32 protein-coding genes are annotated in these 26,464 nt (G+C 68.4%); 9 read left to right on the top strand and 23 right to left on the bottom strand.

Annotated elements, in window-relative coordinates; genetic code table 11:
• Positions 1–83 precede the first annotated feature (83 nt).
• The 8 genes from A7D27_RS20235 to A7D27_RS20200 form a co-directional block, all read right to left on the bottom strand.
• Positions 84–1,142 (bottom strand): PA0069 family radical SAM protein, encoded by a 1,059-nt coding sequence (locus A7D27_RS20235; RefSeq protein WP_069561876.1) that lies wholly within the window; start codon positions 1,140–1,142, stop codon positions 84–86.
• An 82-nt stretch (positions 1,143–1,224) separates the two neighbouring features.
• A complete protein-coding gene (locus tag A7D27_RS20230; RefSeq protein WP_069561875.1) occupies positions 1,225–1,737 on the bottom strand; it encodes a hypothetical protein in 513 nt (170 codons plus the stop codon).
• Positions 1,734–2,561: a hypothetical protein gene (locus A7D27_RS20225; RefSeq protein ID WP_069561874.1), complete on the bottom strand. Its 828-nt coding sequence runs from the start codon at positions 2,559–2,561 to the stop codon at positions 1,734–1,736. Before A7D27_RS20225 ends, A7D27_RS20230 begins: the two co-directional genes overlap by 4 nt.
• Positions 2,562–2,690: 129 nt before the next feature.
• Positions 2,691–3,332, bottom strand: coding sequence for a Vat family streptogramin A O-acetyltransferase (locus tag A7D27_RS20220; protein ID WP_083265716.1), 642 nt, complete (start codon positions 3,330–3,332; stop codon positions 2,691–2,693).
• Positions 3,333–3,376: 44 nt separating this feature from the next.
• Complete coding sequence (locus tag A7D27_RS20215; protein ID WP_069561873.1) at positions 3,377–4,159, bottom strand: DUF1835 domain-containing protein; 783 nt, start codon at positions 4,157–4,159, stop codon at positions 3,377–3,379.
• 22 nt (positions 4,160–4,181) lie between these two features.
• On the bottom strand, positions 4,182–4,448 hold the full coding sequence (locus A7D27_RS20210) for a YheV family putative zinc ribbon protein (protein ID WP_069561872.1): 267 nt from the start codon (positions 4,446–4,448) through the stop codon (positions 4,182–4,184).
• Positions 4,445–6,493 (bottom strand): oligopeptidase A, encoded by a 2,049-nt coding sequence (prlC, locus tag A7D27_RS20205; RefSeq protein ID WP_069561890.1) that lies wholly within the window; start codon positions 6,491–6,493, stop codon positions 4,445–4,447. The genes A7D27_RS20210 and prlC overlap by 4 nt, the downstream gene beginning before the upstream one ends.
• A gap of 78 nt (positions 6,494–6,571) precedes the next feature.
• Positions 6,572–6,766, bottom strand: a complete 195-nt coding sequence (locus tag A7D27_RS20200; protein ID WP_069561871.1) for a hypothetical protein — start codon at positions 6,764–6,766, stop codon at positions 6,572–6,574.
• A gap of 164 nt (positions 6,767–6,930) precedes the next feature.
• Between A7D27_RS20200 and A7D27_RS20195 the strand changes: the two genes are divergently transcribed.
• Together A7D27_RS20195 and A7D27_RS20190 are read left to right on the top strand one after the other, a co-directional pair.
• Positions 6,931–7,476 carry a gamma carbonic anhydrase family protein gene (locus A7D27_RS20195; RefSeq protein WP_069561870.1) on the top strand — a complete coding sequence of 182 codons (546 nt, stop codon included), beginning with the start codon at positions 6,931–6,933 and terminating at the stop codon, positions 7,474–7,476.
• A gap of 28 nt (positions 7,477–7,504) precedes the next feature.
• On the top strand, positions 7,505–8,149 hold the full coding sequence (locus A7D27_RS20190) for an HAD family hydrolase (RefSeq protein WP_069565894.1): 645 nt from the start codon (positions 7,505–7,507) through the stop codon (positions 8,147–8,149).
• Positions 8,150–8,151: 2 nt separating this feature from the next.
• Here the strand turns inward: A7D27_RS20190 and A7D27_RS20185 are convergent, their stop codons facing one another.
• Entirely contained in the window at positions 8,152–8,385 is a 234-nt protein-coding gene (locus A7D27_RS20185; protein ID WP_069561868.1) for a DUF1161 domain-containing protein, read from the bottom strand.
• 31 nt (positions 8,386–8,416) lie between these two features.
• Positions 8,417–9,514, bottom strand: coding sequence for an aminopeptidase (locus A7D27_RS20180; protein WP_069565893.1), 1,098 nt, complete (start codon positions 9,512–9,514; stop codon positions 8,417–8,419).
• Positions 9,515–9,562: 48 nt separating this feature from the next.
• On the opposite strand from A7D27_RS20180, the gene A7D27_RS20175 reads away from it, so the two are divergent.
• Both A7D27_RS20175 and A7D27_RS20170 read left to right on the top strand, forming a co-directional pair.
• Positions 9,563–9,979 carry a hypothetical protein gene (locus tag A7D27_RS20175; RefSeq protein WP_069565892.1) on the top strand — a complete coding sequence of 139 codons (417 nt, stop codon included), beginning with the start codon at positions 9,563–9,565 and terminating at the stop codon, positions 9,977–9,979.
• 62 nt (positions 9,980–10,041) lie between these two features.
• Complete coding sequence (locus tag A7D27_RS20170) at positions 10,042–10,461, top strand: hypothetical protein (protein WP_069565891.1); 420 nt, start codon at positions 10,042–10,044, stop codon at positions 10,459–10,461.
• A gap of 3 nt (positions 10,462–10,464) precedes the next feature.
• On the opposite strand, the gene A7D27_RS20165 is transcribed toward A7D27_RS20170, so the two are convergent.
• The 6 genes from A7D27_RS20165 to A7D27_RS20140 form a co-directional block, all read right to left on the bottom strand.
• Positions 10,465–11,463: an LLM class flavin-dependent oxidoreductase gene (locus A7D27_RS20165; RefSeq protein ID WP_069565890.1), complete on the bottom strand. Its 999-nt coding sequence runs from the start codon at positions 11,461–11,463 to the stop codon at positions 10,465–10,467.
• A gap of 234 nt (positions 11,464–11,697) precedes the next feature.
• A complete protein-coding gene (locus A7D27_RS20160; protein WP_069561864.1) occupies positions 11,698–11,922 on the bottom strand; it encodes a DUF1161 domain-containing protein in 225 nt (74 codons plus the stop codon).
• A gap of 140 nt (positions 11,923–12,062) precedes the next feature.
• Positions 12,063–12,278: a dodecin gene (locus A7D27_RS20155; RefSeq protein ID WP_044410160.1), complete on the bottom strand. Its 216-nt coding sequence runs from the start codon at positions 12,276–12,278 to the stop codon at positions 12,063–12,065.
• Between the two features lie 80 nt (positions 12,279–12,358).
• The gene (locus A7D27_RS20150) at positions 12,359–12,883 is read right to left on the bottom strand and encodes a DUF3060 domain-containing protein (protein WP_069565889.1); all 525 of its coding nucleotides are present in this window, start codon (positions 12,881–12,883) and stop codon (positions 12,359–12,361) included.
• Between the two features lie 97 nt (positions 12,884–12,980).
• Positions 12,981–13,868, bottom strand: a complete 888-nt coding sequence (locus A7D27_RS20145; RefSeq protein ID WP_069565888.1) for a LysR family transcriptional regulator — start codon at positions 13,866–13,868, stop codon at positions 12,981–12,983.
• Position 13,869: 1 nt separating this feature from the next.
• Entirely contained in the window at positions 13,870–14,541 is a 672-nt protein-coding gene (locus A7D27_RS20140) for a DUF3592 domain-containing protein (RefSeq protein WP_069561861.1), read from the bottom strand.
• A gap of 117 nt (positions 14,542–14,658) precedes the next feature.
• On the opposite strand from A7D27_RS20140, the gene trpB reads away from it, so the two are divergent.
• The 3 genes from trpB to A7D27_RS20125 all read left to right on the top strand — a co-directional run bounded on the left by trpB (position 14,659) and on the right by A7D27_RS20125 (position 17,789).
• A complete protein-coding gene (gene trpB, locus A7D27_RS20135; RefSeq protein ID WP_069561860.1) occupies positions 14,659–15,882 on the top strand; it encodes a tryptophan synthase subunit beta in 1,224 nt (407 codons plus the stop codon).
• Positions 15,882–16,691, top strand: a complete 810-nt coding sequence (gene trpA / locus A7D27_RS20130) for a tryptophan synthase subunit alpha (protein WP_069561859.1) — start codon at positions 15,882–15,884, stop codon at positions 16,689–16,691. Before trpB ends, trpA begins: the two co-directional genes overlap by 1 nt.
• A 219-nt stretch (positions 16,692–16,910) precedes the next feature.
• Complete coding sequence (locus tag A7D27_RS20125) at positions 16,911–17,789, top strand: M24 family metallopeptidase (RefSeq protein ID WP_139134140.1); 879 nt, start codon at positions 16,911–16,913, stop codon at positions 17,787–17,789.
• Positions 17,790–17,840: 51 nt separating this feature from the next.
• Here the strand turns inward: A7D27_RS20125 and A7D27_RS20120 are convergent, their stop codons facing one another.
• Complete coding sequence (locus A7D27_RS20120) at positions 17,841–18,707, bottom strand: carboxylate/amino acid/amine transporter (protein WP_069565887.1); 867 nt, start codon at positions 18,705–18,707, stop codon at positions 17,841–17,843.
• Between the two features lie 101 nt (positions 18,708–18,808).
• Here A7D27_RS20120 and A7D27_RS20115 point away from each other — a divergent pair, with 101 nt between their 5' ends.
• Positions 18,809–19,483, top strand: a complete 675-nt coding sequence (locus A7D27_RS20115) for a FadR/GntR family transcriptional regulator (RefSeq protein WP_069565886.1) — start codon at positions 18,809–18,811, stop codon at positions 19,481–19,483.
• Between the two features lie 71 nt (positions 19,484–19,554).
• Positions 19,555–20,991, top strand: a complete 1,437-nt coding sequence (locus tag A7D27_RS20110) for an FAD-dependent oxidoreductase (protein WP_083265715.1) — start codon at positions 19,555–19,557, stop codon at positions 20,989–20,991.
• Here the strand turns inward: A7D27_RS20110 and A7D27_RS20105 are convergent.
• The 6 genes from A7D27_RS20105 to hemF form a co-directional block, all read right to left on the bottom strand.
• Entirely contained in the window at positions 20,988–21,356 is a 369-nt protein-coding gene (locus A7D27_RS20105) for a DOPA 4,5-dioxygenase family protein (protein WP_069561855.1), read from the bottom strand. The two genes, A7D27_RS20110 and A7D27_RS20105, sit on opposite strands and share 4 nt — an antisense overlap.
• Positions 21,357–21,411: 55 nt before the next feature.
• Positions 21,412–22,008, bottom strand: coding sequence for a hypothetical protein (locus tag A7D27_RS20100; RefSeq protein WP_069565885.1), 597 nt, complete (start codon positions 22,006–22,008; stop codon positions 21,412–21,414).
• Positions 22,005–23,273 carry a peptidyl-prolyl cis-trans isomerase gene (locus A7D27_RS20095; protein ID WP_170832312.1) on the bottom strand — a complete coding sequence of 423 codons (1,269 nt, stop codon included), beginning with the start codon at positions 23,271–23,273 and terminating at the stop codon, positions 22,005–22,007. Before A7D27_RS20095 ends, A7D27_RS20100 begins: the two co-directional genes overlap by 4 nt.
• The gene (locus A7D27_RS20090) at positions 23,260–24,246 is read right to left on the bottom strand and encodes a phospholipase (protein ID WP_069565884.1); all 987 of its coding nucleotides are present in this window, start codon (positions 24,244–24,246) and stop codon (positions 23,260–23,262) included. The genes A7D27_RS20095 and A7D27_RS20090 overlap by 14 nt, the downstream gene beginning before the upstream one ends.
• 274 nt (positions 24,247–24,520) lie before the next feature.
• Positions 24,521–25,345, bottom strand: coding sequence for a shikimate dehydrogenase (gene aroE, locus A7D27_RS20085; RefSeq protein WP_069565883.1), 825 nt, complete (start codon positions 25,343–25,345; stop codon positions 24,521–24,523).
• A gap of 157 nt (positions 25,346–25,502) precedes the next feature.
• Positions 25,503–26,420, bottom strand: coding sequence for an oxygen-dependent coproporphyrinogen oxidase (hemF, locus tag A7D27_RS20080; RefSeq protein ID WP_069565882.1), 918 nt, complete (start codon positions 26,418–26,420; stop codon positions 25,503–25,505).
• Between the last annotated feature and the right edge of the window lie 44 nt (positions 26,421–26,464).

Here is a 26,464-nt window from a genome sequence, read left to right as displayed (position 1 = left end):
TTATCCGACCCACTACAGGACACCGTTCGGCGCGCTCCGGTCACACCTCGGACGCGGAAAACCCATGCCGCTCATCCCATCACTCAGAGCAGGGCCATCTGCCCACCAGGCGGACAGAAGCGCGAGCAGTCCAGCGCCACATCACTGCGCTTCTCCAGCCCCAGGCGACGCATGGCTACCGCAAAGCGCCGGGCCAGCAGCGCGGCAAAGGCGCCTTCGCCGGTAAAGCGCTTGCCGAAGCGGCTGTCGTACACCTCGCCACCCCGGCACTGACGGATGATGCTCATCACGTGGGCGGCGCGCTGCGGGTAGTGGGCCTGCAGCCATTCCTCGAACAGCGGCGCCACCTCCCGGGGCAGGCGCACCAGCATGTAGGAGGCACTGCGCGCACCGGCATCGCGGGCCGCCTCCAGCAGGCTTTCCAGCTCGCTGTCGTTGATCATCGGGATCATCGGCGAACAGAGCACGCCCACCGGCACGCGGTTTTCACGCAGCACGCGGATCGCCCGCAGCCGTGCGGAGGGCGCCGCGGCGCGGGGTTCGAGCACGCGCTTGAGGTCATCGTCGAGGGTGGTGAGGCTGATCATCACCTTGACCAGGCGCTGCTCGGCCAACTGGGTCAGCAGGTCGAGGTCGCGCAACAGCAGCGAGCCCTTGGTAACGAGGGTCAGCGGGTGGCGGTAACGCAGCAGCACCTCCAGCACCTGGCGGGTGATGCGGTGCTCGCGCTCGATGGGCTGGTAGGGGTCGGTGTTGGCCCCCAGGGCGATGGGCGCGCACTGGTAGCCCGGCTTGCTCAACTGCTGCTCCAGCAAGGCGGCGGCGTTGGTCTTGGCGATCAGCCGGGTCTCGAAATCGATGCCTGGGGACAGGTCCCAATAGGCGTGGCTGGGCCGCGCGTAGCAGTAGATGCAGCCGTGCTCGCAGCCCCGGTAGGGGTTGATGGAGCGGTCGAAGGGCAGGTCCGGCGACTGGTTGCGGGCGATGATGCTCTTGGCTGTCTCGATGCGCACTTCAGTGGCGCGGGTCGGCGGCACCTCCTGGTACCAGCCGTCGTCCTCGGCCACCGAGAGGGTCGGGGCGAAGCGGTTGCAGGGGTTGCTGCCGGTTCCCCGACCACGGGGCGGGAGGGTGACGGTCATGGCGGGGCGCTCCGAAAATACTGTATGCATAAACAGTATATTCGGACAGCGTACTGCGCCAGACGGTTTTCGTCGGAAAGCCCTACTCGTCCTCGCTCGGCGGCGTGAACGGCTCGATCAGGTACTGCCGACCATGGGCCTTGCAGTCGGCCAGCGTGCCTTCGGCGGAGGCGCGCAGTTGCAGGAAGCTGCTGCCGAAGCGCTGCTCGTCGGTATCCACCAGGCCGTTCTTGAGGTCCACCGAATTGGTCATGGCCATGGAGTCGGCGTACTTGAATTCATCGCCCCAGCCGGACTTGCCGCCCCAGAGGACGATGCGCTCGCCCTCCTGCCAGTGCACCGCCGCCTTGCGCGACCCATCCGCCCACTGGTAGCCGACCACGCAGAAGTGGTTGGGCTGGTCGTTGCGCTGGGCCTGCACCAGCAGGTAGCGCATGTCCTGCTCGGGGTTGGCGAAGGCCTTGTCCGCGTTGATGTCGAAGCGGGCCACCTGGTCGGAGAACACCGAGGGGCCGAAGGATTCGGCCGCGCACAGGCCGAGGACCGCGAAGAGCAGGGTGCCGGAGAGCCATCCGGCCAGGCGTGGGCTGTTCATTTCTTCGGTTTACCCGGGTTGTTGGGGTTGTCGATGAAGGCCTGGGTGAGGGTGAAGAACGCCTGACCGCCCACGTCCGCCACCTTGACGAAGTTGCCCCCCGGGCTGCCGGAGTTGCTGGTCCGCCAGGCGAATACCTTGGACGGTGCCGGAGCACCCAGCTTGGCCCCGCTGGCCACGTCCAGGGCGTTCTGCACGTGCTGGCGCATGCGCTCGAAGCGGGTGTCGCTGCCGTCGTTGGCCAGCCGCAGGAACTCGTCGATGTTGGCCTGCTTGGCGCCAATGTTCGGGTAGTTGCCGAAACCTTCGAACTGCAGCGGCTGCTTGGCAGTGATGAAGGCCGTCATGGTCTTGCCGGCAGGTTTGCCGAAGTGCTTGGGGTCGGAGAACGCCATGCGGTTCTCGATCACCTGGCGCATCCACTGCATGGACTTCAGCGCCTCGGCGTTGTCGGTATTGGGCTTGGGCGCAATGGACTCGGCGAGCAGCAGCCGCGCCAGACAGCCTTCGTCAGTGGTGGGATCGGGCAGGCTGAGCTTGCCGGTCACTTCGATCGAGACATGGATACCCGATGGCAGCCCGTCGACCGCCGAGAAGGCCTCGACCCGAACCGCCGGGCAGGCCCGCAGTGCCGTGAGCACCACGGTCTGTTCCGCCTGGCGGTCGTTGGGGTTCTGCTTGACCTCGATGCAGGCGTTGGCGCTCTTGACCACGTAATGCTTCTTGCCCGGGCCAAGGCCGTTCAGCCGCAGCCTGAGGACGTTGCCGACCACCAGTTGGACGGTGCCGACGACCGGCTTGTTGTTTCGGGTGAAGGTGGGCACTGGGGAATCTCCTTGCGCTGTCGCTGCGTCGTGCTGCAGCTCCCTGTGCGCGGCGGCACAGCCGGGGAAACTACTCCCGGCCCCGCCACCGGGCAAGGCGGCCACGCGGCGGAAGTGACGCAGTTCGCCTCACGCCTCGCGGGCGCAGCGCTCCAGGGCATCGAGGTCGGCCGCCATGATCGCCGCCAGGTGCCGGCTGACTTTCTCCACCGGCCAGTCCCACCAGGCAATGGCCAGCAGGCGCTCCACCACCGCGTCGGGGAAGCGCTGCTTCAGCGGCTCGGCCGGGTTGCCGCCGACCACGGTGTAGGGCGGCACGTCGCGGGTCACCACCGAGCGCGAGGAGATGATGGCGCCGTCGCCGATCTTCACCCCGGGCATGATCAGCGCCTCGTAGCCGATCCACACGTCGTTGCCGATCCGGGTGTCGCCCTTGTTGGGGAACTCCGACAGGTCGGGCATGTGGTGTTCCCAGCCACCGCCGAAGATCTGGAAGGGGTAGGTGGAGAAGCCGGAGAGCTTGTGGTTGGCGCCGTTCATGATGAACTTCACCCCACGGGCGATGGCGCAGAAGCGCCCGATCACCAGGCGGTCACCGATGAAGGGGAAGAGGTAGAGCACGTTGCGCTCGAAGTGCTCCGAATCCTCCGGGTCGTCGTAGTAGGTGTATTCGCCGATCTCGATCTGCGGGTTGCTCACCGTGTTGCGGATGAAACAGACCTGGGGGAAGCCCGCCATGGGGTGCGGGTTGCGAGGGTCGGGGCCGTGCATGGCACCTCCTGTGCGCTGCGAAGGGGGAAGGGAGAGCCGCTGGGTCAGCCCGGCAGGCGGCGCACCCGAAGGTTGCCGTAGCCGTTGGCGGCCGGTTCACCAGCGATCTCGACCCGGCCCTGGGCAGCCAGTTCCCGTGCTCGCCAGAAGAGGAAGAAGTCGGTGGCGAAGAAACCGTCGCAGTTGGCCATGACGTCGGCCATCACCCGTGCCAGCGGCTGCCAGTCAGTGCTGCAGCACTGCAGCAGATCGGCGTCGATGAAACTGAAATCCTCGCCATGGAAGACCTCCTGCCGCCAACGGCGGATGCCGGCACCTTCGGCCAGCACGCTGCGCCATTGCGTTGCCAGGTAGTGACGACGCTCGGGCCCCACCTGCCTCGGCAGGTAGCGCTCGGCCAGGTCGGTCGGCGTGTGCATGGCCACTGCGCGGCGGTGGCTGACGCTGCTGTCGCCGCTGCCGCAGGGCACTTCCCAGAACGGCAGGTCGCTGTGCTCCAGTACCGCGGCAACACGGGCCAGCAGCAACTGCTCGGAGGCGCTGTCGCCGTGCCAGACGGTCACCCCATGGTCCTGATCGGCCAACCCGGCGAGCCACTGCGCATCCGCCCCCAGGTCACGCTCGAAGTCCGGCATCGGGTGCACACCCTCCGGCCAGACCGCCCGCCAGAAGGCGGAACGGCGGGTGCAGGGCGGCTGCTCGATGTCCTTGAGCGGGCCGACGGCGAGGTCGTCACGCAGCACCCGCAGCCACTCATGGGCCACGGAATCACCGAGGACGATGCCGACGCCTTCGGCCGCGTTGTCACCACATACCAGGTGCCACATGACGCCCTCCTTGGCCTTGTCGCTACTCGCTGGATTTCTTCAGCTTGGGATTGGGGAAGAACTGCACGCTCTGCACCTTGGGGTCGGCCGGCTTGGGCTTGGCCTGGTTGACCCGGGTGCCGAGCTCCTTGGGCACCGACTGGCCCTGGGCGTTGAGGGTGTCGGCGTAGCCGCAGCCGACGCACTGGCGGTGCGGTACGCCGTCCTCGTCCCACATCTGGATCTTGTCCATCTCGCTGCAGGCGGGGCACACGGCCCCGGCGATGAAGCGCTTCGGCGTGGCACTCATGCCGCGTCCTCCGTGAGGCCGCTGTGGCGCAGCAGGGCGTCGATGGAGGGCTCGCGACCACGGAAGTCGACGAACAGCACCATGGGCGCCTGGGAACCGCCCCGGGCGAGGATGGCGTCGCGGAAGGCACGGCCGGTGGCCGGGTTGAGCACGCCTTCTTCCTCGAACTTGGAGAAGGCGTCGGCAGAGAGCACTTCGGCCCACTTGTAGCTGTAGTAACCGGCGGCGTAACCCCCGGCGAAGATGTGCGCGAAGCTGTTGGCGAAGCGGTTGAACGCCGGTGGGCGCATCACTGCCACTTCGTCACGCACCGCTTCCAGCACGTCGAGCACGCTGCGGCCGTCGCCGTGGGTGGCATGCAGTTCGAAGTCGAACAGGGAGAACTCCAGTTGGCGGACCATCATCAGGCCGGACTGGAAGTTCTTCGCCGCCAGCATCTTGTCCAGCAGGTCCTGAGGCAGGGGTTCGCCGCTCTGGTAGTGGCCGGAGATCAGCGCCAGGCCTTCCGGCTCCCAGCACCAGTTCTCCATGAACTGGCTGGGCAGCTCGACGGCGTCCCAGGCCACGCCGTTGATGCCTGAGGCACCGGCATGCTCGACGCGGGTCAGCAGGTGGTGCAGGCCGTGGCCGAACTCGTGGAACAGGGTGGTGACTTCGTCGTGGGTCAGCAGCGCGGGCTTGTCGCCGACGGCCGGGGTGAAGTTGCACACCAGGTTGGCCACCGGGGCGACCAGTTCGCCACGGGCGTTGCGGCGCTTGTCGCGGGCACCGTCCATCCAGGCGCCGCCGCGCTTGTTGGCGCGGGCGTAGAGGTCGAAGAAGAAGCGGCCGACGTGCTCGCCGTTCTCGCGGATCTCGAACAGGCGCACGTCCGGGTGCCAGGTGTCGAAGCCGCTGAGTTCGCGGATTTCGATGCCGTAGAGCTTCTGCACGATGGCGAACAGGCCAGTGAGCACCTTGTCGATGGGGAAGTAGGCGCGCAGGGTTTCCTGGGAAATGTTGTAGCGCTGCTCGCGCAGCTTCTCGCTGAAGTAGCCGACATCCCAGCTCTTCAGGTCGGCAACGCCACGTTCGGCGGCGAAAGCCTTGAGCTCGTCCAGGTCACGGGCGGCGAAGGGCTTGCTGCGCTGGGCCAGGTCCCGCAGGAAGCCGAGCACCTGGGGGGTGGTCTCGGCCATCTTGGTGGCGAGGGACAGGTCGGAGAAATGGGCGAAGCCCAGCAGGCGGGCCAGTTCCTGGCGCAGGTCGAGGATCTCGGCCATTACCGGGCCGTTGTCGTTCTGGCCGGCGTTGGGGCCCTGGTCGGAGGCACGGGTGGCGTAGGCGGTGTAGACCTCTTCGCGCAGGGCGCGGTCGTCGGCGTAGGTCATCACGGCGTAGTAGCTGGGGAATTCCAGGGTGATCAGCCAGCCGTCCAGGCCCTTGGCCTCGGCGGCCTGCTTCATCTGCGCCTTGGCCGAGTCGGTGAGGCCGGCGAGGGCGGCTTCGTTGGTGACGTGCTTGGTCCAGGCCTGGGTGGCGTCCAGCAACTGGTTGGAGAAGCGGCTGCCCAGCTCGGAGAGCTTCATCTGGATCTCGCCATAGCGCTGCTGCTTGTCGGCAGGCAGGTCGATGCCGGAGAGGCGGAAGTCACGCAGGGCGTGTTCGAGGATGGTCTTCTGCGCCACATCGAAGCCAGCGGCCTCGGGGCTGGCGGCCAGGGCCTCGTAGGCCTGGAACAGGGCGCGGTTCTGGCCCATTTCGGTCCAGTACTCGGACAGCTTGGGCAGGCAGGCCTCGTAGGCGTTGCGCAGTTCGGCGCTGTTGCAGACGGCGTTGAGGTGGCTCACCGGGCTCCAGGCACGACCCAGGCGCTCACCCAGTTCGTCCAGCGCCAGCACCAGGCCCTTCCAGCTGGGGGTGCCGTCCTGCCCGGCCAGCAGCGCGGCGAGGGCGGCGCGGTTGTCGGCCAGGATCTGGTCGACGGCGGGCTCGACGTGCTCGGGCTTGATGGTGGAGTAGGGGGGCAGGTCGAAATCTTGCAGGAGGGGATTGCTGGAACTCACGGCATTCACCTGTAGCGTCTTGGAAAAGGGTTCTAGGCTCGGAAAAACAAGAAGGGGGCGCAAGGCCCCCTCAACGAATCACTTTTTCTTGCTGGTCCGCGACATGGACCAGGCGCCGTTCTGTGGTAGACCGCTGACCCCCTTGGCGACCTTCTGGATCTCCCCTCCCTGGCGCAGGAATGCTGCGACCTGATCCTCGAGGGTTGCACGGGTTTCCAGGGCCACTTCGGCTTCAGCCTTACGTGCAGAAGCTCTGATACGCAGGGTGGACATGACACTCTCCTTATCCAAAGGCGGCCAGCCAGTATGCCAGATTCTTGACAGCTTTGCAGAAATAGTGTTCCGACAGCCGGAAACCGACGTGCCAGAGGGTTCTCCGAACCGTGTGGGCCGCATCTTAATTACAATCGTCTTCCACCACAGCCACAGGACTTTCTATGAACCCGATTAGAGCCTACCGCGGCCTGTCGCCCCAGCTGGGCGAGCGGGTCTTCGTCGATCCGACCGCCGTGGTGATCGGCGACGTGCACCTGGGAGAGGACAGTTCGGTGTGGCCGCTGGCGGTCATCCGCGGCGACATGCACCGCATCCGCATCGGCGCCCGCACCAGCGTGCAGGACGGCAGCGTGCTGCACATCACCCACGCTGGCCCGTTCAACCCCGACGGCTTCCCTCTGGAGATCGGCGACGACGTGACCATCGGCCACAAGGCCCTGCTCCATGGGTGCCGGATCGGCAGCCGGGTGCTGATCGGCATGGGCTGCATCGTGATGGACGGCGCGGTGATCGAGGACGGCGTGGTGCTCGGCGCCGGCAGCCTGGTGCCGCCGGGCAAGCGCCTGGTCACCGGCTACCTCTACGTCGGCAGTCCGGTGCGCCAGGCGCGCCCGCTGACCGACAAGGAAAAGGCCTTCTTCACCTACAGCGCCGCCAACTACGTGAAACTGAAGAACCACCACCTCGCCGAACACCCCGGCGCCTGAGCCGCCCCCTTACCGACAGCAGGACCGCATGCGCTACCCGAACATCCTCTTCGACCTCGACGGCACCCTCACCGACCCGCGCGAGGGCATCACCCGCTCCGTGCAGTACGCCCTGGCCCAGCTCGACATCCATGAGCCGGACCTGGCGCAACTGGAACACTTCATCGGCCCGCCGCTGCTGCAGTGCTTCATGCAGACCTACGGCCTCAGCGAGGCACGCGCCTGGGACGCGGTGAACCACTACCGCGACCGCTTCAAGGTCACCGGCCTCTACGAGAACCGCGTGTTCGACGGCATCGACGCATTGCTCGCGCGCCTCGCCCAGCAGGACCGCACCCTGTACATCGCCACCAGCAAGCCCACCGTGTTCGCCCGCGAGATTGCCCGGCACTTCGGCTTCGACCGGCACTTCCGGCACATCTACGGCAGCGAGCTGGACGGCACACGCACCCACAAGGTGGAGCTGATCGCCCACCTGCTGGCGGAAGAGGGGCTGGCCCCGGCGGACACGCTGATGATCGGCGACCGCAAGCACGACCTCATCGGCGCCAGCCAGAACGGGCTGCACGCCGCCGGCGTCGGCTATGGCTTCGGCAGCCGCGAGGAACTGATGGCCGAGGCGCCGACCTACTACTTCGCCACCCTCGGCGAGCTGGACCGCGCCTTCGGCTGAGGTCAATTGCCGTTGCGCTGGTAGAGGATCTTGCGGGTGCCGTTCTCGCAGGAGCCGACCACCATGTTGGGGTCCTCCACCTCGCTGGCGGGCACGATCTCCAGGGTGTAGGCCGTCACCCCGGCGGCCTGGATCTTCACCTCGATCTCGGCCTTCAGTTCCTCGCACGGCTTGGGCGCGGCCATCGCCGCGCCCGAGACCAGGCCACACAGCATCACCAGCATCCACCGCTTCATCGTGCGTCTCTCCCTTGTCTCGAATCCGCTGTCATTCGACCGGAGCCGCCGGGGCGGAGTTCGCCGCCTGCAGCTCGGCCAGGCGCGCTTCCCGTGCCGCCACCGGCAGGGCCGCCAGCGTCGCCACCCGGGCGTGGAAATCGCTCCAGCCTTCTGCCTGGCGATACAACGCGGCGAAGGCCGGCACCCAGCGGTCGTAGAGGCCGAAAGGCAACAGCTTGGCGTTGTTCATCGGCCCCGCCATCCAGCCGTCATAGCGCCCCACGCCGCCCCAGGGGCCATCGCGCAGGGCACGGTAGTCGCGCCGCAAGCGCTCGAACTCGGCGGCCTTGGCCTCGCGCAGCTCGGCGTCCGGGCGACCACTGGCATAGAGCGCCTGGAGCCGCTCGCGGCTGGCCAGCACCAGCGCGGTGAACTGCTCGCGCTGGCGCAGGGACGGGTCCTCCCGGCTCGCCAGCCCCCGCGCAGCGCGCCATTGGCGCAGCCCCTCGCGCTCCACGAAGCTGGCGTAGGACTCGTTGAAGGCGCTGTCGTCGGTCACGTACAGCCGCTGGTGGGCCAGCTCATGGAAGATCACCGCCACCAGCCGATCCTCGCCCCAACCGAGCATGCTGCTGAGGATCGGGTCATCGAACCAGCCGAGGGTGGAATAGGCCTCCACGCCGCCGACCCAGGTGTCGAAGCCGTCCTCGCGCATCAGCGCTGCCGCGCCCCGGGCCCGACCCTGCTGGTAGTAGCCGCGGTAGGCCACGCACCCGGCGATGGGAAAGCAGTGGGTGACCGGCGCCAGTGAGAACTCCGGCGTGGCGAACACATTCCACACCACGAAGGGCCTGTGGATATCCGCATAGACCCGGTAGCTGCCGTTGTCCGGCAGGGCCAGTTGCTGGCTGGCGTAGTCCCGCGCTTCCTGCGCCAGGGCCAGGCGCTGGCGCAACGCCGGGTCACGGGCCGGGTCGGCGACGATGCGCGCCACCGGTTCGCGGGCACGCAGCAACTGCCACTGCCCGGCGGCCAGTTGCCCGTAGTAGTCCAGCGTCGAGCAACCGCCCAGCACCAGGGCAAGCAGGCCGGGAACCGCGAGGGTGCGGCAGCGGTCGAGAAAGGCGAGAAAAGAGGAGGGCGGCATGCGCCGAAGCTAACGCAACGCCCCCGACCACGCCAGAAGGAGTTGCCCATGCGTCGCCTGCTCGTCCTTGCCCTGCCCCTGAAACTGGCCGGCTGCGGCCTGATCATGCCCAGCCCCGACCCGGACCAGGCCTGGATCGCCTTCGCCCCGCAGCAGCGGGGCGCACTGGAGGCCGCGCGGGTGGACGAACGTCCTCTGGAGGACGACCGCTACTTCCAGGTCCAGCCTGGGCGCCACGCCCTGGAGGTGCGCTACCGCTTCGAGGTGGACGGCAGCGCCATCGGCACCGCCCAGCCGAGCCTTGCCCGCACCTGCCTGCTGACCCTGGACTACGCCGACTTCGCCGCCGGCCAGCGCTATGAAATGCGCGCCGGAGAGATCGGTTTCCGCCCCTGGGTGCGGCTCTACGACGAGCGCCAGCGGGAAGTGGCCCGCGCCCGTGAAGGCCGCTGCGGCGATGTCTGAACGGGGCTGCCGTCGCGCCCCGGCGGGTTTATCCTGACAGCCCGCCCCATGAGGTGATCGCCATGCACAAGCCCGCCCTGCTGCTCCTGCTCGCCAGCCTCGGCGGCTGCGCCAGCCCGTTGCCGACGCCCGACCCGAACCAGGCCTGGGTGGAGCTGCGCAGCGATCCGGGCACCACGCTGATGGCCAACCGGCAGGATGGCGAGCGAACCCGGGACGGGCGCTTCTACCAGCTCAGCCCCGGCGCCCATGAACTGGAAACCCGCTTCCAGTTCGACATCCCCGGCGGAGGCGGCTTCAACACCAGCAGCGGCCCGACCCAGCTCACCTGCCACATCCGCTTCCGCTACGACGGCTTTGCCGCCGGCCAGCGCTATCGCCTGGAAGCCCGACCGGTGGTGATGAGCGCCCAGGCGCTGCTGCGCGACGCCCAGGGCCAGGTGGTGGCGCGGGGCGACGTACTCGGCTGCGGCCCGCTCTGAGGCTCAGCCGCGCAGCCCGGCGAGGATGTCGAAGGCCCGCAGGCGGTGCTCGTGCTGGTAGACATCGCAGGTGAAGATCAGCTCGTCCGCCCCGGTCTGCTCCAGCAGCACCTCCAGCTTGCTGCGGATCTTCTCCGGCCCGCCGACCATCGCCAGGCCCAGGAAACTGCCCACCGCCTCCTTCTCGTGAGGCAGCCAGCGCCCGGCCATGCTTTCCACCGGCGGGCGCAGCACCAGGCTCTCGCCGCGCATCAGCGCCAGCACCCGCTGGTAGACGGTGGTGGCGAGGAACTCCGCCTCCTCGTCGGTGGGCGCCGCCACCAGCGGCACGCCGAGCATCACGTAGGGCGCATCGAGCACCTCGGACGGGCGGAAATGGTTGCGGTACACGCGGATCGCCTCGTGCAGGTAGCGCGGGGCGAAGTGCGAGGCGAAGGCGTAGGGCAGGCCCTTCATGCCTGCCAACTGAGCGCTGAACAGGCTGGAGCCGAGCAGCCAGATCGGCACGCGGGTGTCCATGCCGGGCATGGCGATCACCTTCTGGCCCTCCTGGCGCGGGCCCAGCAGCCGTTCCAGCTCCTCGACGTCACGCGGGAAGTCATCGGCGCTGCCCAGGCGGTCGCGCCGCAGCGCCTGGGCGGTGAAGTGGTCCGCCCCTGGCGCGCGCCCCAGGCCCAGCTCGATGCGGCCCGGGTAGAGGGTGGCCAGGGTGCCGAATTGCTCGGCCACCACCAGCGGCGCATGGTTGGGCAGCATCACCCCGCCGGAGCCAAGGCGCAGGGTCGAGGTGTTGGCGGCGAGGTAGCCCAGCAGCACGGCGGTCGCCGAGCTGGCGATGCCGTCCATGTTGTGGTGCTCGGCCACCCAGAAGCGCGAGAAGCCCAGCCGCTCGACGTGCTGCGCCAGGGCCAGGGTGTTGTGCAGGGCCTGAGCGGGGCCGCCGTGGTCGCGGATCGGCGCCAGGTCGAGGACGGAAAGGGGAAGCGAGGACAGCGCAGTCATGGTGATCGGGCCTTGCGAGGGGAAGGCGGCAGGCCTTCCGTAGGACAGGATGCGCCTACTCTAAGTTGCCCCTTCCGATCGGACCAGAAGGCACTTTTCCGTGCCTCAGGCACCTTCAGGTAAGCCCCTCACCGCTGCGGACGGGCCATTCCGGTAGAGAAAGACGCCCCGGAACGGAAAGACAACGGCAAAAAGAAGCCGGCATCACGCCGGCTTCTTCCCCGATACGGTGAATCAGTTGCGCTGGTAGACGATTTCCTTGGTGCCCGCCTCGCAGCTGCCTACCACCTTCTTGTCGGTGACGCTGCCCTTGTCGACGATCTCCAGGGTGTAGGAGGTCGCACCCTTGGCCTGGATCTTCGCGTCGATCTCGGACTTCAGCTCTTCACAGGGCTTGCCAGCGGCCATGGCCGAACCGGCAAGCACGAACACACCAGCAGCCAACAGCAGTTTTTTCATCGGTAACGCTCCCTGGTTGCAGAAAAGAAACGGCTCATGCGAGCCCTGGAGACGACCCGTCTCCAGAGTCGGCCGGGCCACCCGGGCCCGGCCGAACGCGAACAGCCTAGCCCAAGGTGCCAGGGATCTCTGTCGGACAGTCAGCTATCGCTGAGTCGGAAGCCTACTTTCAGCGTCACCTGGTAATGGCCCACCTTGCCGTTCTCGATGTGGCCGCGGGTTTCCACCACCTCGAACCACTCCAGCAGCTTGATGGTCTTGGCCGCCTGTTCCAGTGCATTGCCGATGGCGTCTTCAATGCTGGTGCGGGACGAGCCCACGATCTCGATCTTCTTGTAGGTGTGGTGATCCGACATAGCCGTTCTCCTTGCCGTAACGATGATTCGCCTGACAGTTCTGGCACGTACCTCGGGCGACACGTTCAGGTTAGCTGCACTCACCTGCGCTGCCGTGATGGCAAGGGCTGGTGCTCGATGCGGTTGTCCACCCCCTGCACCGTCATCAGCGGCTCCGAACCGCTCCAGCGCAGCTGGTTGTCGGCCCCCGTCAGATTCACCACGGTCGGCCCCCTGAAGACCAGCTCCAGGTTGTGGTCGGCGCCGCTGACCTCCAGCCGCGCGTGGTTCGGGGTGCGGCCTTCGAGGGCCGCCTGGACGCGGTTCTTCGCCGCGTCTACCTCCAGGCGCTCGACGCGCCCGGCGGTGACCTGGTTCTGAATACCCGACACGCTCAGCGCCCCACTCTGTTCCAGGCTCACCTGGTGATCCGAGCCACGCACGGTAACGGCACCGCAGGTGCCGGTGAGGCGGATGTGATTACCGGAGCCGGTGATCGCCACGTCCTGCCCCTGGCAGGGCACATCACGGGTCAGGCCAACGCCGTCGATGCTCACCGGGTCGGCCTGGGCGAGGGGAGCGAGGGTCAGCGCCAGCAGGGCGCCGGCGAGGGGGAACTTGGGCATGGACGCGTCCTTCTTCCTTCCATTGGGCATGCCCCGCTGTGACCGGCCTTGGCCTGGGAAGTTGCATGCCTCTGGCGCAAGCGTGTCGCCTTGGACGTCAGCGTCCCAGCTCCTGGCGCAACCAGCCCGCCAGGGCATCGGCGCGGCGGTCGGCCTGCCGGCCATTGATCCACAGCGCCAGGCGCGCGGGCGTCTCGACGAACCCCCAGGGCGCCACCAGGCGGCCCGAGGCCAGTTCATCCGCCACCAGTTGCTGCGGGGCGATGGCCACGCCCAGGCCGGCCACCGCTGCCTCCAGCAGGTAGTAGAGGTGCTCGAAGCCCTGCCCGAGGCGCAGCCGATCGACCGCCAGACCCTGGGCCCCAGCCCATTGCGGCCAGGCCTGGGGCCGCGAGGCGGTGTGCAGCAGCGCCTCGTCCAGCAAGGCAGCAGGTGGCGCACCGGCCAGCCGGTCATGCCGGGCGTAGCGGGGGCTCAGCACCGGGCCGATGGATTCCGCCGCCAGCTCCACCACCCGCAGGTCCGCCGGCCAGGGCGGTGCGGCGAAGCACAGGGTGGCGTCCACCCCCGGTCGCCGAGGGTCCAGCTCGCCCTCGCTGGCGGACAACTGCAGACGCAGCTCCGGCAACTCGCGGTTGAGACGGTCCAGGCGCGGAATGAACCAGCGCGCCAGCAGACTGCCCGGGCAGGCGAGGACAAAAGGCGCCTCGTCGCTGCGCCGTGCAAGTTCGGCACAGACCCCGCGCAAGCGCTCGAAGGCCTCCGCCGTGGCGTCCCGCAGGCGCTGGCCGGCATCCGTGAGTTTTACGCCGCGTCCGTCCTTGCTGAACAGCGCCACGCCGAGGGACTCCTCCAACTGCCGCACCTGGCGGCTCACCGCCCCGTGGGTGACGTGCAGTTCATCGGCGGCACGGCTCATGCTCTGCAACCGCGCGGCAGCCTCGAAGGCACGCAGGGCGTTGAGGGAGGGCAGGCCCTGGCTCATATCAGTCCGCCAGTTCCGGCAGGAAGGCCGTGTCCATGGCGTAGCGGCGCGGGTTGGCCGGGTCGATCAGCACCCGCACCCAGCCATCGTCGGGCAGGTGACGGGACGGATCGAACCAGAGGTTCTCGCTGTTGAACACATGCAGCTTGCCGGTGGCGGGGTTCTTCCATTGGGCGACGATGCGCCAGGGGTGCTGGCCGTTCACGCTCAGCGAACCGTTGAGCCGGACGTCGACCACCTCGGCCATAACCGCCTGGCCGGTCAGCGCCAGTTGCGCAGCGCGGCGCCGAGCCAGCAGCGGCGGCACCACGAAGCACGAGCCGATCAGGGCGAACACCGCGCCGATGCCGCCGAGCACCAGGGAGCCGACCCAGTTGTCGACGAAGCTGTCCAGGTGCGCATCGCGAGGGTCGGCCGGGTCGTAGTAGACCCTCGCCGACTCGCCCAGCTCGAAGGCCGGCGGGCTGCTGCAGCCGCTGCTGGTGTGCTCCACCACCTCACCCGTCGCCGTAAGGAAGGCCACCGTCGGGCAGCCGCCGCTGATGTCGATCACCTCCGCCGTGGCCAGCGTCATGCGCGCCTGGTCGCTCAGCCGCGCCATCTGAATTGCCGCCGCACCCACGATCATCAGGCCGCCCAGGGCGGGGAACACCCACAACCATCCCAGTTTCATGCGTCGATCTTCCTGTGAATAAAAGTCACACGTTGTAGCGGAATTATCAGTTTTTCTGCCACCCCGTCCAGTCGTAGACTGGCCACCATTGTCCCAGCCACCCAACGGATGACCGCCATGCCTGGTTCACAGAATTCCTATCGCAACGGCCCGGACGCCAAGGGCCTGTTCGGCGCCTTCGGCGGCCAGTACGTCGCCGAGACCCTGATGCCGCTGATCCACGACCTGGCCCGCGAATACGAGAAGGCCAAGGAAGACCCGGCCTTCATCGAAGAGCTGGCCTACTTCCAGCGTGACTACGTCGGCCGTCCGAGCCCGCTGTACTTCGCCGAGCGCCTGACCGAGCACTGCGGCGGCGCGAAGATCTACCTCAAGCGCGAAGAGCTGAACCACACCGGCGCGCACAAGATCAACAACTGCATCGGCCAGATCCTCCTGGCCCGCCGCATGGGCAAGAAACGCATCATCGCCGAGACCGGCGCCGGCATGCACGGCGTGGCCACCGCCACCGTGGCCGCCCGTTTCGGCATGGAATGCGTGGTGTACATGGGCACCACCGACATCGACCGCCAGCAGGCCAACGTGTTCCGCATGAAGCTCCTGGGCGCCACCGTGATCCCGGTCACCGCCGGCACCGGCACCCTCAAGGACGCCATGAACGAAGCCCTGCGCGACTGGGTGACCAACGTCGACACCACCTTCTACCTGATCGGCACCGTCGCCGGCCCGCACCCGTACCCGGCCATGGTCCGTGACTTCCAGGCCGTGATCGGCAAGGAAACCCGCGAGCAGCTGGCCGAGAAGGAAGGCCGCCTGCCCGACTCCCTGGTCGCCTGCATCGGCGGCGGCTCCAACGCCATGGGCCTGTTCCACCCCTTCCTCGACGACGCCTCGGTGCAGATCGTCGGCGTGGAAGCCGCCGGCCACGGCATCGAGACCGGCAAGCATGCCGCCAGCCTCAACGGCGGCGTACCGGGCGTGCTGCACGGCAACCGCACCTTCCTGCTGCAGGACGACGACGGCCAGATCATCGACGCCCACTCCATCTCCGCCGGCCTGGACTACCCCGGCATCGGCCCGGAACACGCCTGGCTGCACGACATCGGCCGCGTCGAGTACACCTCGATCACCGACCACGAAGCCCTGGAAGCCTTCCACCAGTGCTGCCGCCTCGAAGGCATCATCCCGGCCCTGGAAAGCTCCCACGCCCTGGCCGAAGTGTTCAAGCGCGCGCCCCGGCTGCCCAAGGACCACATCATGGTGGTCAACCTCTCCGGCCGCGGCGACAAGGACATGCAGACCGTGATGCACCACATGCAACAGAACCAGGAGAAGCACTGATGAGCCGCCTGCAGACCCGCTTCGCCGAGCTGAAGCAGCAGAACCGCGCTGCCCTGGTGACCTTCGTCACTGCCGGCGATCCGAACTACGACGCCTCCCTGGCGATCCTCAAGGGCCTGCCGGAAGCCGGCGCCGATGTGATCGAGCTGGGCATGCCCTTCACCGACCCGATGGCCGACGGCCCCTCGATCCAGCTCGCCAACATCCGCGCCCTGGCCGGCAAGCAGAACCTGGCCAAGACCCTGCAGATGGTCCGGGAATTCCGCGAGGGCAACCAGAGCACCCCGCTGGTGCTGATGGGCTACTTCAACCCCATCCACCACTACGGCGTCGAGCGCTTCGTCAGCGACGCCAAGGCCGCGGGCGTGGACGGCCTGATCGTCGTCGACCTGCCGGCCGAACATAACGACGACCTGTGCCAACCGGCCCAGAACGCCGGCATCGACTTCGTCCGTCTGACCACCCCGACCACCGACGACGCCCGTCTGCCGACGGTGCTCGCCGGCAGCTCCGGCTTCGTCTACTACGTCTCGGTGGCCGGCGTCACCGGCGCCGGCTCCGCCACCCTGGAGCACGTGCAGGCCGCCGTGACCCGCCTGCGCCGCCACACCGACCTGCCGGTGGCCATCGGCTTCGGCATCCGCACCGCCGAACACGCCGCCAGCATCGCCCGCCTCGCCGACGGCGTGGTGGTGGGCTCCGCCCTGGTGGACCAGATCGCCAAGGCCGAAACCGCCGAACAGGCCGTCGACGGCGTCCTAACCCTCTGCAAGACACTGGCCGACGGCGTGCGCAGCGCCCGCGCCTGATCACGATACAGCCGCAATAGAAGCCGCTGCTCCCAGTTGGGAGCAGCGGCTTTTCACGCTGAAGCACGTGCGAGCGAGGCCCCACATCGAGAGCAGCCAGCATCACCGCACCCGATCATTCCGCCATCGAATGACGTAGCCCTGCGATCAAGATCCCGTCTCAGGCGGCGTACTCTCCGATAATCTCCGTTCTCCGCTCCAGTCCCACGGATGTAATTCATGCTCCCCACCATGAAGCGCCTGTTCAACTCACTTCACGCCCTGACAGGACGCCCCCGAGTCCGTCCGCTATGGGATCGATACGCCGCCGGTAATCAGCGATTGGCGAAAAGCATCGCCCGACGATCAGCTGCCGAGCGCCTCAAGGACCAGCGGGAACAAGCCCCCGAGGCGAGCCGCCTGTTGCGTTCTCTGGCGCCATTGATCATCCAAGGGGCCAATGGACTAGAGATCCAGGAGCACCTGCTGAACGCTTATCTGGAACGGGGTTGGCGCCCGATGCTGGTGGGTTACCACGGCTATCCGGCGGCGGTCCCCGTCTCGGTCAACTATGGCGTCGGAGGTGTTATCCCGACCGACAAGCCGATCCCGAAGGCGGCACTGGTCAAGGTCGAGCTGATCGCAGGCACTCCCGTTTCGCACTTGGCGCAGACCTGGACCTTTGCTGGCCGGAAGGCCACACCGCTGCAACTGTTCATGCTCGACAAAGCGCGGCTGGCACTGCGCAAGGGCATCGAGCCGGTACGCCATGGGGCCAGCATCGACACCATCGGCGATGCGATCTCCAAGGTGCTCGATGAAAACGACCTTTTCCCGATCCGCGAGCTATGCGGGTACACGATGGGTGCGCAACGTGTCGAAGAGCCGCAGATCTTGGGCTATGGCCTCCGCGGTATACCTTCCCGTGGGACCTGTATGGAGGCTGGCCAGGTATTGAACATCCAGGTGCTGGCTCAAAGAGCGCAAGTTCGTACACGCGTCAGGGGAGAGGAGGGTTTCCAGTACTACACCGGAGACAGAGGGGATGCTGTTGTGTTGTCCGCCATGGTTGAGGTCACTGAAACCGGGCATAGATTGTTGACCGAGTTCGTCGATTGACCCAGCGCCTCCCGATAGGCCGAGCGCGATAGGTGAGGGCAGCGCCCAGTCCTAGGGCTGCTGCATGGCCGGCTTCCGGCCCAAACGACTTATCCACAGGGATGCGAGGATCACCGCGCCGCCCAGGGCGAGGCGGGGGAGGTCGGCGTCGCGGTTCCAGATCAGCAGGTTGACCAGCAGCCCGGCGGGCACGTGGAGTTCGTTCATTACCGCCAGGGTGCCGGCGCTGACACGGGTGCTGCCCTTGACCCACCAGAACATCCCAAGTGCCGTGGCGAACAGCCCCATCCACAGCAGCACGCCCCATTGCACGGTGGTCTGCGGCAGGCGCTCGGGGTTGCCGAAGAACAGGAAGGAGGGCAGCACCAGCACCAGCGCGCCGAGGAAGAAATGGCCGAAGAAGCGGTGCAGCGGCTGCTCCACCGGGTAGCGCACCAGCAGCCGGCGGCACAGCACCTGGCCGGCGGCGAAGGTGGCGTTGGCCACCTGCAAGAGGATGAAGCCCAGCAGGTACTCCCCCTCCAGCCGGTCGAAACGGATGATCACCCCGCCACCCACCGCCACCAGTGCGGCCAGCAGCGCCCAGGGGCTGAAGCGCCGCGCCAACGCATCGTCCAGGAGGGTCACGTAGATCGGCGTGAGCACGGTGAACAGCAACACCTCCGGCACCGTGAGCACCGCGAAGCTGCGGTACAGGCACAGGTAGGTGATGCCGAACTGCAGCGCCCCGGCCAGCCAGAAACCTGCCAGCAGGCGGGCCGGCAGGCCGCGCCAGCGGGTGAAGGGCAGGAACACCAGCGCCGCGATCAGCACCCGCGCCAGCACCGCGAAGTCACTGTCCACCCGACCGGCCAGGTACTCGCCGATCAGGCTGAAGGAAAAGGCCCAGAGCAGGGTGACGATGAGCAGGAAGGGCATGGACGGCCTCCGGAAATGCGGGCCGCGATGATAGGCGCTGCCTGTTCGTTCGTCATCGCGGGTGCTTGACTGTACTTGGTAACCAAGTACAGTGGCGCCCCATGAGCTCAACGAATCCTCCCACGCGGCATGCCGCCGACGACGCCCTGGAAGGGCTGTTCGTCGAAATCTTCGACGGCCACCTGGCCCCCGGCGAGGCATTGCCTGCGGAACGGCTGCTGGCCGAACGCTACGGCGTCTCGCGCATCACCGTGCGCCAGGCGGTGCACAAGCTGAAGGACGCCGGCCTGGTGGAGGTGCGTCAGGGCGGCGCCAGTCGGGTGCTGGACCCGGCCCGCGCCGATGCCCGGGTGTTCGAACTGCTGCTGCGCTACGGCGCCCGCCTGCGTTCGGATGCTGCCCGCCGCCTGCTGCGCGACCTGGACGAGTACCAGCAGCTCTACGCCATCGGACTGCTGGAGGCGGCGGCGCGCCACGCCACGGACGACGAGCGGGCCGAGCTGCTGGCGGAGGTGGAAGGCTGCCCGGCCACACCGACGCCGGAGCAGTTGCAGGCCCTTGAGCGACGGGTGTGGCAGCGGCTCACCGCCTTCGGCCGCAACCGTGTACTGCAGATGGAGATGGCCCTGTGGCAGCGCTGGCTGGGGGAGGAGCCGCCCCCGGCGGGCGACCCGGCGGAGCAGCGCTGGTTCTACCTGACCCTGGTGCGCCAGTTGCACGCCCGGCAGGACCCTATCCCGTTCTACCTGGCCTCGGTGCGTACACCGGCCGCCTGAACCCGTCGCCACCCCGGATTGGGTGGTTTTTTTTCGACCCGATCAACTTGGCAACCAAGTGGAGGTACAGGATGTACACGCGATTGCTCGATGCCCTGGGTGTTTCCCGCCGCTCCTTGCTGCGCCTGGGCGGCGCGGCGCTGCTGACCGGGCTGGCCCGGGGTGGGCAGGCCTCGCCCGGCGGGCCGCCGGACCGGCAGGTGGACGTGGTGGTGGTGGGTGCGGGCCTCTCCGGCCTGGTGGCGGCCCGACGCCTGGTGGCCGCGGGGTGCCGGGTGCAGGTGCTGGAGGCACGCGAGCGGGTCGGCGGGCGCACCCTCAACCAGCCCCTGGGCGAGGGCATCGAGGTGGACGGCGGTGGCCAGTGGGTCGGCGGCAGCCAGCAGGCGGTGATGGGCCTGGCCGGTGAACTGGGCGTGCCGCTGGTGCCGCAGTACACCCAGGGCGAGATGGCAGCGCTGATCCAGGGTCAGCGCTACACCTTCCCGCCCGAAGGCCCCGGCCCCAAGGCACGGGCGTTGATGGACCGACTCGAAGCCATGGCGGCGCGGGTGCCGCCGGAGGCGCCCTGGAAGGCACCCCGCGCCGAGGCCTGGGACGCCATGAGCGTGGCGGCCTGGCTGAAGGCCCAGCGCGCGGACGAGGAAGCCGTCGAGGCGGTGGCGACCACCCTCTCCACCACCCTGGCCAGCGAGCCGGGGCGGGTCTCGCTGCTGTGGTTCCTGTTCTATCTGCGTTCGGCGGGCGGCTTCACCGCACTGGACGACCAGGCCCAGCAATTCCGCCTGAAAGGCGGGGCGCAGCGCCTGTCGCTGCTGCTGGCCGAGCCACTCGGCGATGCCTTGCTTACCGGCAGCGCGGTGAGCCGGATCGACGGCTGGCTGGAGGGCCCGCTGCGAGTCCATAGCGAACGGGCGGTGATCAGTGCCGAACAGGTGGTGGTGGCGATGATGCCGGCCGATGTCAGCCGCATCGGCTTCGGCCCCGCCTTGCCACCGGGCCGCGAGGCCCTGCAGCGCAACTGGGCTGCCAGCGGCGGGATCAAGGTGCACCTGCGCTACCCGGCACCGTTCTGGCGCGCGGCCGGCCTCTCCGGTGCCGGCCTGGTCACCGACGGGCTGGTGCAGATGACCGTCGACAGCACCCCGGAAGGCCGGGGGGACGGCGTGCTGCTGGCCTTCCTCGATCCGGCCCGCGCGGGCGGCGATCCGGCCCGGCGGCGCAAGCGGGTGCTGCGCGAACTGAGCCGTCTGCTGGGTGACGAAGCCGCGCGGCCGCTGGCCTATGTGGAGCAGGACTGGTCCCAGGAGCGCTGGAGCGCCGGCTGCGTGTCGCCCCTGCCGTCCGGCGTGCTGGCACGCAACGGCCACTGGCTGCGGGCGCCCCTGGGCCGGCTGCACTGGGCCGGGAGCGAGGCCTCGCCGATCTGGTGCGGTTACCTGGAAGGGGCGGTGCTGGCGGGTGAGCGGGCGGCCCAATCGGTGCTGGTGGCGCTGGGGCGGGCCTAAAGGTCGTACTCGATGGCCCCATCCTGCAGGTCGGCGAGGTCCAGCGGGCGAACCTCGCCCATCCACAGCGGAAAGTCGCGGTGGTCCTTCAGGTCGCTGCCGGTAATGGGGTGCACCAGCACGTTGAGGCCACCGCGATTGAGCGCCAGCCAGGGCACCACGTCGCCGAACAGTTCAGGCCTGAAGGCCAACTGGCAGCTCCAGTCCGGATGCGGGCCGACCCGCTTCTCATGGACGCGGCCCATCTTCAGCGGGAAACGGCGGGCCGCCTCCTCGCACAGCGCACGGGCCTGGGGCAGGGTCTCGGCGTCGAAGTAGACGTGGGCGTGGAAGCCCTTGATGCGGGGGGTGGCAAAGGCCGACATGGCGGTCTCCCGGAAAGCGGAGGCTGCCATGGTAGCCGCTTGCGCCTAGCGCTGCTCAGTCGGCGCGGGCGCTGCCGGGCAGCAGCTCCGGGGCTTCACGCTCCAGGCACGCCTGCATGGCCTCCAGTTGCTCCAGCGCAGCGCGGGCTTCGTCCAGCTCGGCGGGGCTGCGTTCGCCGCTCTGGGCGGCGGCCTCGATGCGCGCGCGAATCTCCGGGATCTGCTGCACGCCAGCGGCATAGGCCTGCACCAGCTCGCGGGTCTGGCGTTCCTCCAGGGCGGCGTACTTCCGGGGGTCGGCGCGCTCGGCCTCGCTGGCGGCCTGGCGCGGCTTGAGCCCGCCCAGGGCCGGGCTGCGCGGGTCGCCGTGTTCCGCCGTCCAGTGCATGAACTGCTGGGCCTGCTGGAGATCCAGGGGCGCCGGGGACGGTGGGGCCTCATCCACGGACTTGGTGACCACGGGGGCCGCCGTTGCGGGTGCGGCTACTGGCTGAGAGGCCGTCGAAACAGGCGCAGGCGGGAGGCTGGCCGGCACGAGCGGCGCCTGGGACGGCGACGCCACGGCCACCGGGGCCTCTCGCCAGTTCCAGGCCGCGCCCACGCCGGCGCTGACCAGCACGCTGGCCAGGGCGAGCCCCAGCCAGCCCTTCACAGCCCCTCCACGCGGGCATCGGCGAGCAACTGGCGGATACGTGCCTCGAACTCGGCGGCCAGTTGCTCACGGGCCACGGCCTGGTTCACCTCGTAGCGCACACTCGGGTCCGCCAGGGGCAACTGACGGTCCTCGCGGCTGCGCACGCGGAGAATCTCGAAGGCACCGTCGATCAGCATCGGCTGGGACAGGGTGTTGGCCTTCTGGATCAGCGCGGTTTTGCGCAGCAGGTCCAGCTTCGGGTCGTCGGCGCGGATCAGCCCGAGGTCACCCGGCGGGGTACGAGCCTTGTCGTCCGCCAGGGAATGGCGGCGCACGGCTTCGTCGAAATCCAGCCCTTGCTGCAGCTCGGCGTAGAGGCGGTCGGCGCTGGCCTGGTCCCCCAGGCGCAGGTGCGCGGCCTGAACCTGGGCGACGTTGCGGTAGCGCGCCAGGTTGCGCTGGTAGTAGGCCTCGGCGTCGGTGTCGCTGACCCGGGCGGCCCGCGCCCGCAGGCTGTCGGACTCATGGTGGAAGTCGCTGTAGAGGCCGATCTGGTGCAGGTAGCGCTGACGCACCAGGCGATCGCGCACCAGGGTGCGCAGGCCCTGGCGTTCTTCGGCGCTGAAGCCTTCCTGGCCGAGGCGGTACCAGAGGTGGTCACGCTGCACCCGAGCCTGGACCTGGCGCGCCAGGTAGCCGAGGTTGCCCTGCTGCAGTTCCACGCGGCCCTGGACGTTGTCGCCCTGGTAGAGGTCGAGCAGGTCGAGGCGCTGCTCGGCTTCACCGGGGAACTGCCAGCGGATCAGCTCGATACCTGCCGCTTCGCGGGCCTGGGCCGGGTCCAGTTGCAGGCTGTCCACCACCAGCATGCGAGAGGCGGGGGCCAGCACCTGGCGCAGGCGTTCCGCGCTGAGCGGCCGGGGCTGACGCAGATAGGGGCTGAGGTCTTCCTCGGCGCGACGGCCGAAGTACTGCTCCAGCAGGTTGCCGGCCTCGATCTCGACGCTGGCGTCGAGGTCGCGGCGGCTCTGCTCGTTCAACTGCGGCTCCAGCTCCCGTACCAGCAGGTGGTTCTCCACCAGCCCACGGCGCAACTGGCGCGGGTCGGTGTTGAACTTGACCCGGGTGAGCACCTGTTCCAGCAGGGCGATGCTGCGCCCGGGCAGGCGCTGGCCGTCGATACGCAGGTCCGGGGTGCTGGGCGTGGCCTGTACGCCGCCGAGCCAGGCGCCGAGCAGCAGCGCCAGGGCCCGGCGGCGCCAGGGGCGCTCAGAGGCTTTCACGGGCATTGAAGCTGCGCGCACCCTTGGTCAGCACGGTGACGGTCAGGGCGATGGACTCGGGAATCAGCTCGCGGGCGACCCGCAGCCGGGTGGCGTAACTGGTGTCGTAGAGCGGCTCGGGGTGGGCGTAGGCAACCTGGCCGGTCTGGGTCAGCAGCTCGCGGATGCTGCGGGCCGGGTCGTAGCGGCTGATGCGGTTGGCCACGGCGGTGGGGTCGTTGAGTTTCTCGCTGGTGTAGTGGTCGTCGACCCAGCCTTCCCAACTGGAGTGGCCGTTGGCCGAGGTGATCCACACATGGTGGGGCTGGGCCACGTCGCCGGTGGCGTGCAGGGCATAGCCGATGGTCTGCAGGGAAGGGGCGGCGCGGAACTGGTCGAACCAGTAGCCGGCGAGGTTATCGATGGGCTGGAAGGCGGCGGTCTGGAAGTCGCCGTAGTGCTCCTGCCAGTCGGACCGGCTGCCACGCCGGTAGTGGGCCTCGGTGGTGTCGAAGTCCTCGCGTTTCAGCTCGCGGTTGTACAGGTAGACCATGGCGTACCAGTCCACGTCGGCGGCGGTGCCGTCCACCTTGTGGTAGCGGTAGTCGTAGCCACCGTGGGGGTTGCCGTGGGCGTCACCCTGGCGACCGAGGTTGAGGAAGTGCCAGTAGGAGGTGTAGTTCACCAGCCCGGCGGCGGCGTTCCACACCGGGGCGTATTCGTAGCCGACCCACCAACCACCCAGGCGTGTGTCACGGAAGTCGTCCACGTCGTAGGCGGCCTGGCCGAGGATCTCGCCGGCCTTGGCCTCGCTGCCGGCGGCGCCGACGTAGAAGGCGTAGGCCCGGCGCATCTCCTCGGTGGCATAGGCGGAGTTCATGTACGCCAAGGCGTCCTTGACGATGTTCTTGTGGGTGGGCTGCGACCAGGCGTGGGCCTGGCCGGCAAAGGCGCACAGGGCAAGGCTGGCGACCAGGCGGGGGATCGGTCTCATCGGCAGTGCTCGGCAGGTGGATGGAACCCCCACTCATAGCCGACGGATGTTCCGCTTGCATGACAGCGCGGCCCGTCCATGGGACGGGCGTCTCAAACGGCCTCGAAACCCAACCTTGGTTGGGGTGGGCCCCTGGCCTAGCCAGGCCGCCAGGGCTACCTCGGCCGGGTGCTGCTGACCTTTCTCGCAGGTGCCCTCCAGTTCCTGGTGGGGTGCTGCCCGTCGGCATCCTGCCGAACGTCGTCTCGCAGTCGGTGGTAAGCCGGCGTCACGCTCAGCCCTCGGCGAGCTGGCGACGCAGTTCGGCCAGCACCGGGGAGCTGTCGGGCAGCACGCCACGCCAGAGCAGGAAGGCTTCGGCAGCCTGCTCCACCAGCATGCCGAGGCCGTCGAGGGTGCGCGCGGCACCGTGGCTGGCGGCCCAGCGGTTGAAGGCGGTCGGTTCCTTGCCATACATCATGTCGTAGCAGGCGGTGTGGCGCGGCTGAATGAGGCTGGGGGCGATGGGGGGCAGGTCACCGCCCAGGCTGGCGGAGGTGCCGTTGATGATCAGGTCCACCGGTTCTTCCAGCCAGTCGAAGCCGCTGGCGGACACCGGGCCGAGGTCGGCGAACAGGCGGGCGAGGGCTTCGGCCTTTTCCACGGTGCGGTTGGCGATCACCAGGGACGCCGGCTTTTCCGCCAGCAGCGGTTCGATCACCCCGCGCGCGGCCCCTCCGGCGCCCAGCAGGAGGATGCGCTTGCCGGCCAGGGACAGCCCGGCGTTGCGGGTGAGGTCGCGGACCAGCCCGGCGCCGTCGGTGTTGTCCCCGAGCAGGCGGCCGTCGTCGAGCTTCTTCAGGGTGTTCACCGCACCGGCGCGCTGGGCGCGGGCGCTGAGCTGGTCGGCCAGTTCGAAGGCCTGCTCCTTGAAGGGCACGGTGACGTTGCCGCCCAGGCCGGTGGCGAAGAAGGCGCGGGCGCAGCCGGTGAAGTCGTCCAGCGGGGCGAGGACCGCTTCGTAGCTCAGCGCCTGGCCGGTCTGTTCGGCGTAGAGGCGGTGGATGAGCGGCGATTTGCTGTGGCCGATGGGGTTGCCGAAGACGCAGTAGCGGTCCATGGGAAGTCCTTGGGGCAGGGCCAGGGCAGTTCGGGAACCCGCTCCGGCACGTCACGTAGGAAGGCCCGGCAGGGCGGGCCCGGATCAGCGGCGGAGTCTACACCGGTGAATGCGCTTGCCGGGCCTGTGCCAACGCGCCTCGCCGGGCGCGAGGGCGTCAGGGCTGGGTGGCCAGCCAGTCGCGGTCCTGGAGGAAGTACTCGGTGAGACGCGCTTCTTCGCTGCCCGGCTCGGGCTTCCAGTCATAGCCCCAGCGCACGTGGGGCGGCAGGGACATGAGGATGGATTCGGTACGCCCGCCGGACTGCAGGCCGAACAGGGTGCCGCGGTCGAACACCAGGTTGAATTCGACGTAGCGGCCGCGGCGGTAGGCCTGGAATTCACGCTGCTGTTCGGTGAAGGGGGTGTGGCGGCGGCGGCGGATGATCGGCAGGTAGGCCTCCAGGTAGGCATCGCCGATGGCGCGCATGAAGGCGAAGCTGGTGTCGAAGTCCCACTCGTTAAGGTCGTCGAAGAACAGGCCGCCGATGCCGCGGGGCTCGTTACGGTGCTTGAGGTGGAAGTAGCGGTCGCACCAGGCCTTGTAGCGTGGGTAGACGTCTTCGCCGAAGGGGGCGCAGGCGTCGCGGGCCACCTGGTGCCAGTGCACGCAGTCTTCCTCATGGCCGTAGTAGGGGGTGAGGTCGAAGCCGCCGCCGAACCACCAGACCGGGGCCTCGCCTTCCTTCTCGGCGATGAAGAACCGCACGTTGGCGTGGGAGGTGGGTACGTGGGGGTTTTCCGGGTGGATCACCAGGGACACGCCCATGGCCTGGAAGCCCCGGCCGGCAAGCTCCGGACGATGGGCGCTGGCCGAGGGCGGCAGGCTGGTGCCGAACACGTGGGAGAAGTTGACCCCGCCTTTTTCGATCAGCCCGCCGTTCTCGATCACGCGGGTACGACCACCGCCGCCGGCGGGGCGGTCCCAGGCATCCTCGAAGAAGCTGGCCTGGCCATCCTCGGCGGCGAGGGCGGTGCAGATGCGGTCTTGCAGATCGAGCAGGTAGGCCTTCACGGCCGCAATGTGTTCACTCACGTCGGATACACCTTGAGTCGGCTTGCGAGCGCCGCCGGACGGGG

It is taken from the genome of Pseudomonas sp. 1D4, from assembly GCF_001728925.1.
GTDB classification, from domain to species: Bacteria; Pseudomonadota; Gammaproteobacteria; order Pseudomonadales; family Pseudomonadaceae; genus Metapseudomonas; species Metapseudomonas otitidis.
The sequence above is the reverse complement of the archived record's forward strand: the minus strand, read 5'-3'. Positions and strand labels throughout refer to the sequence as shown.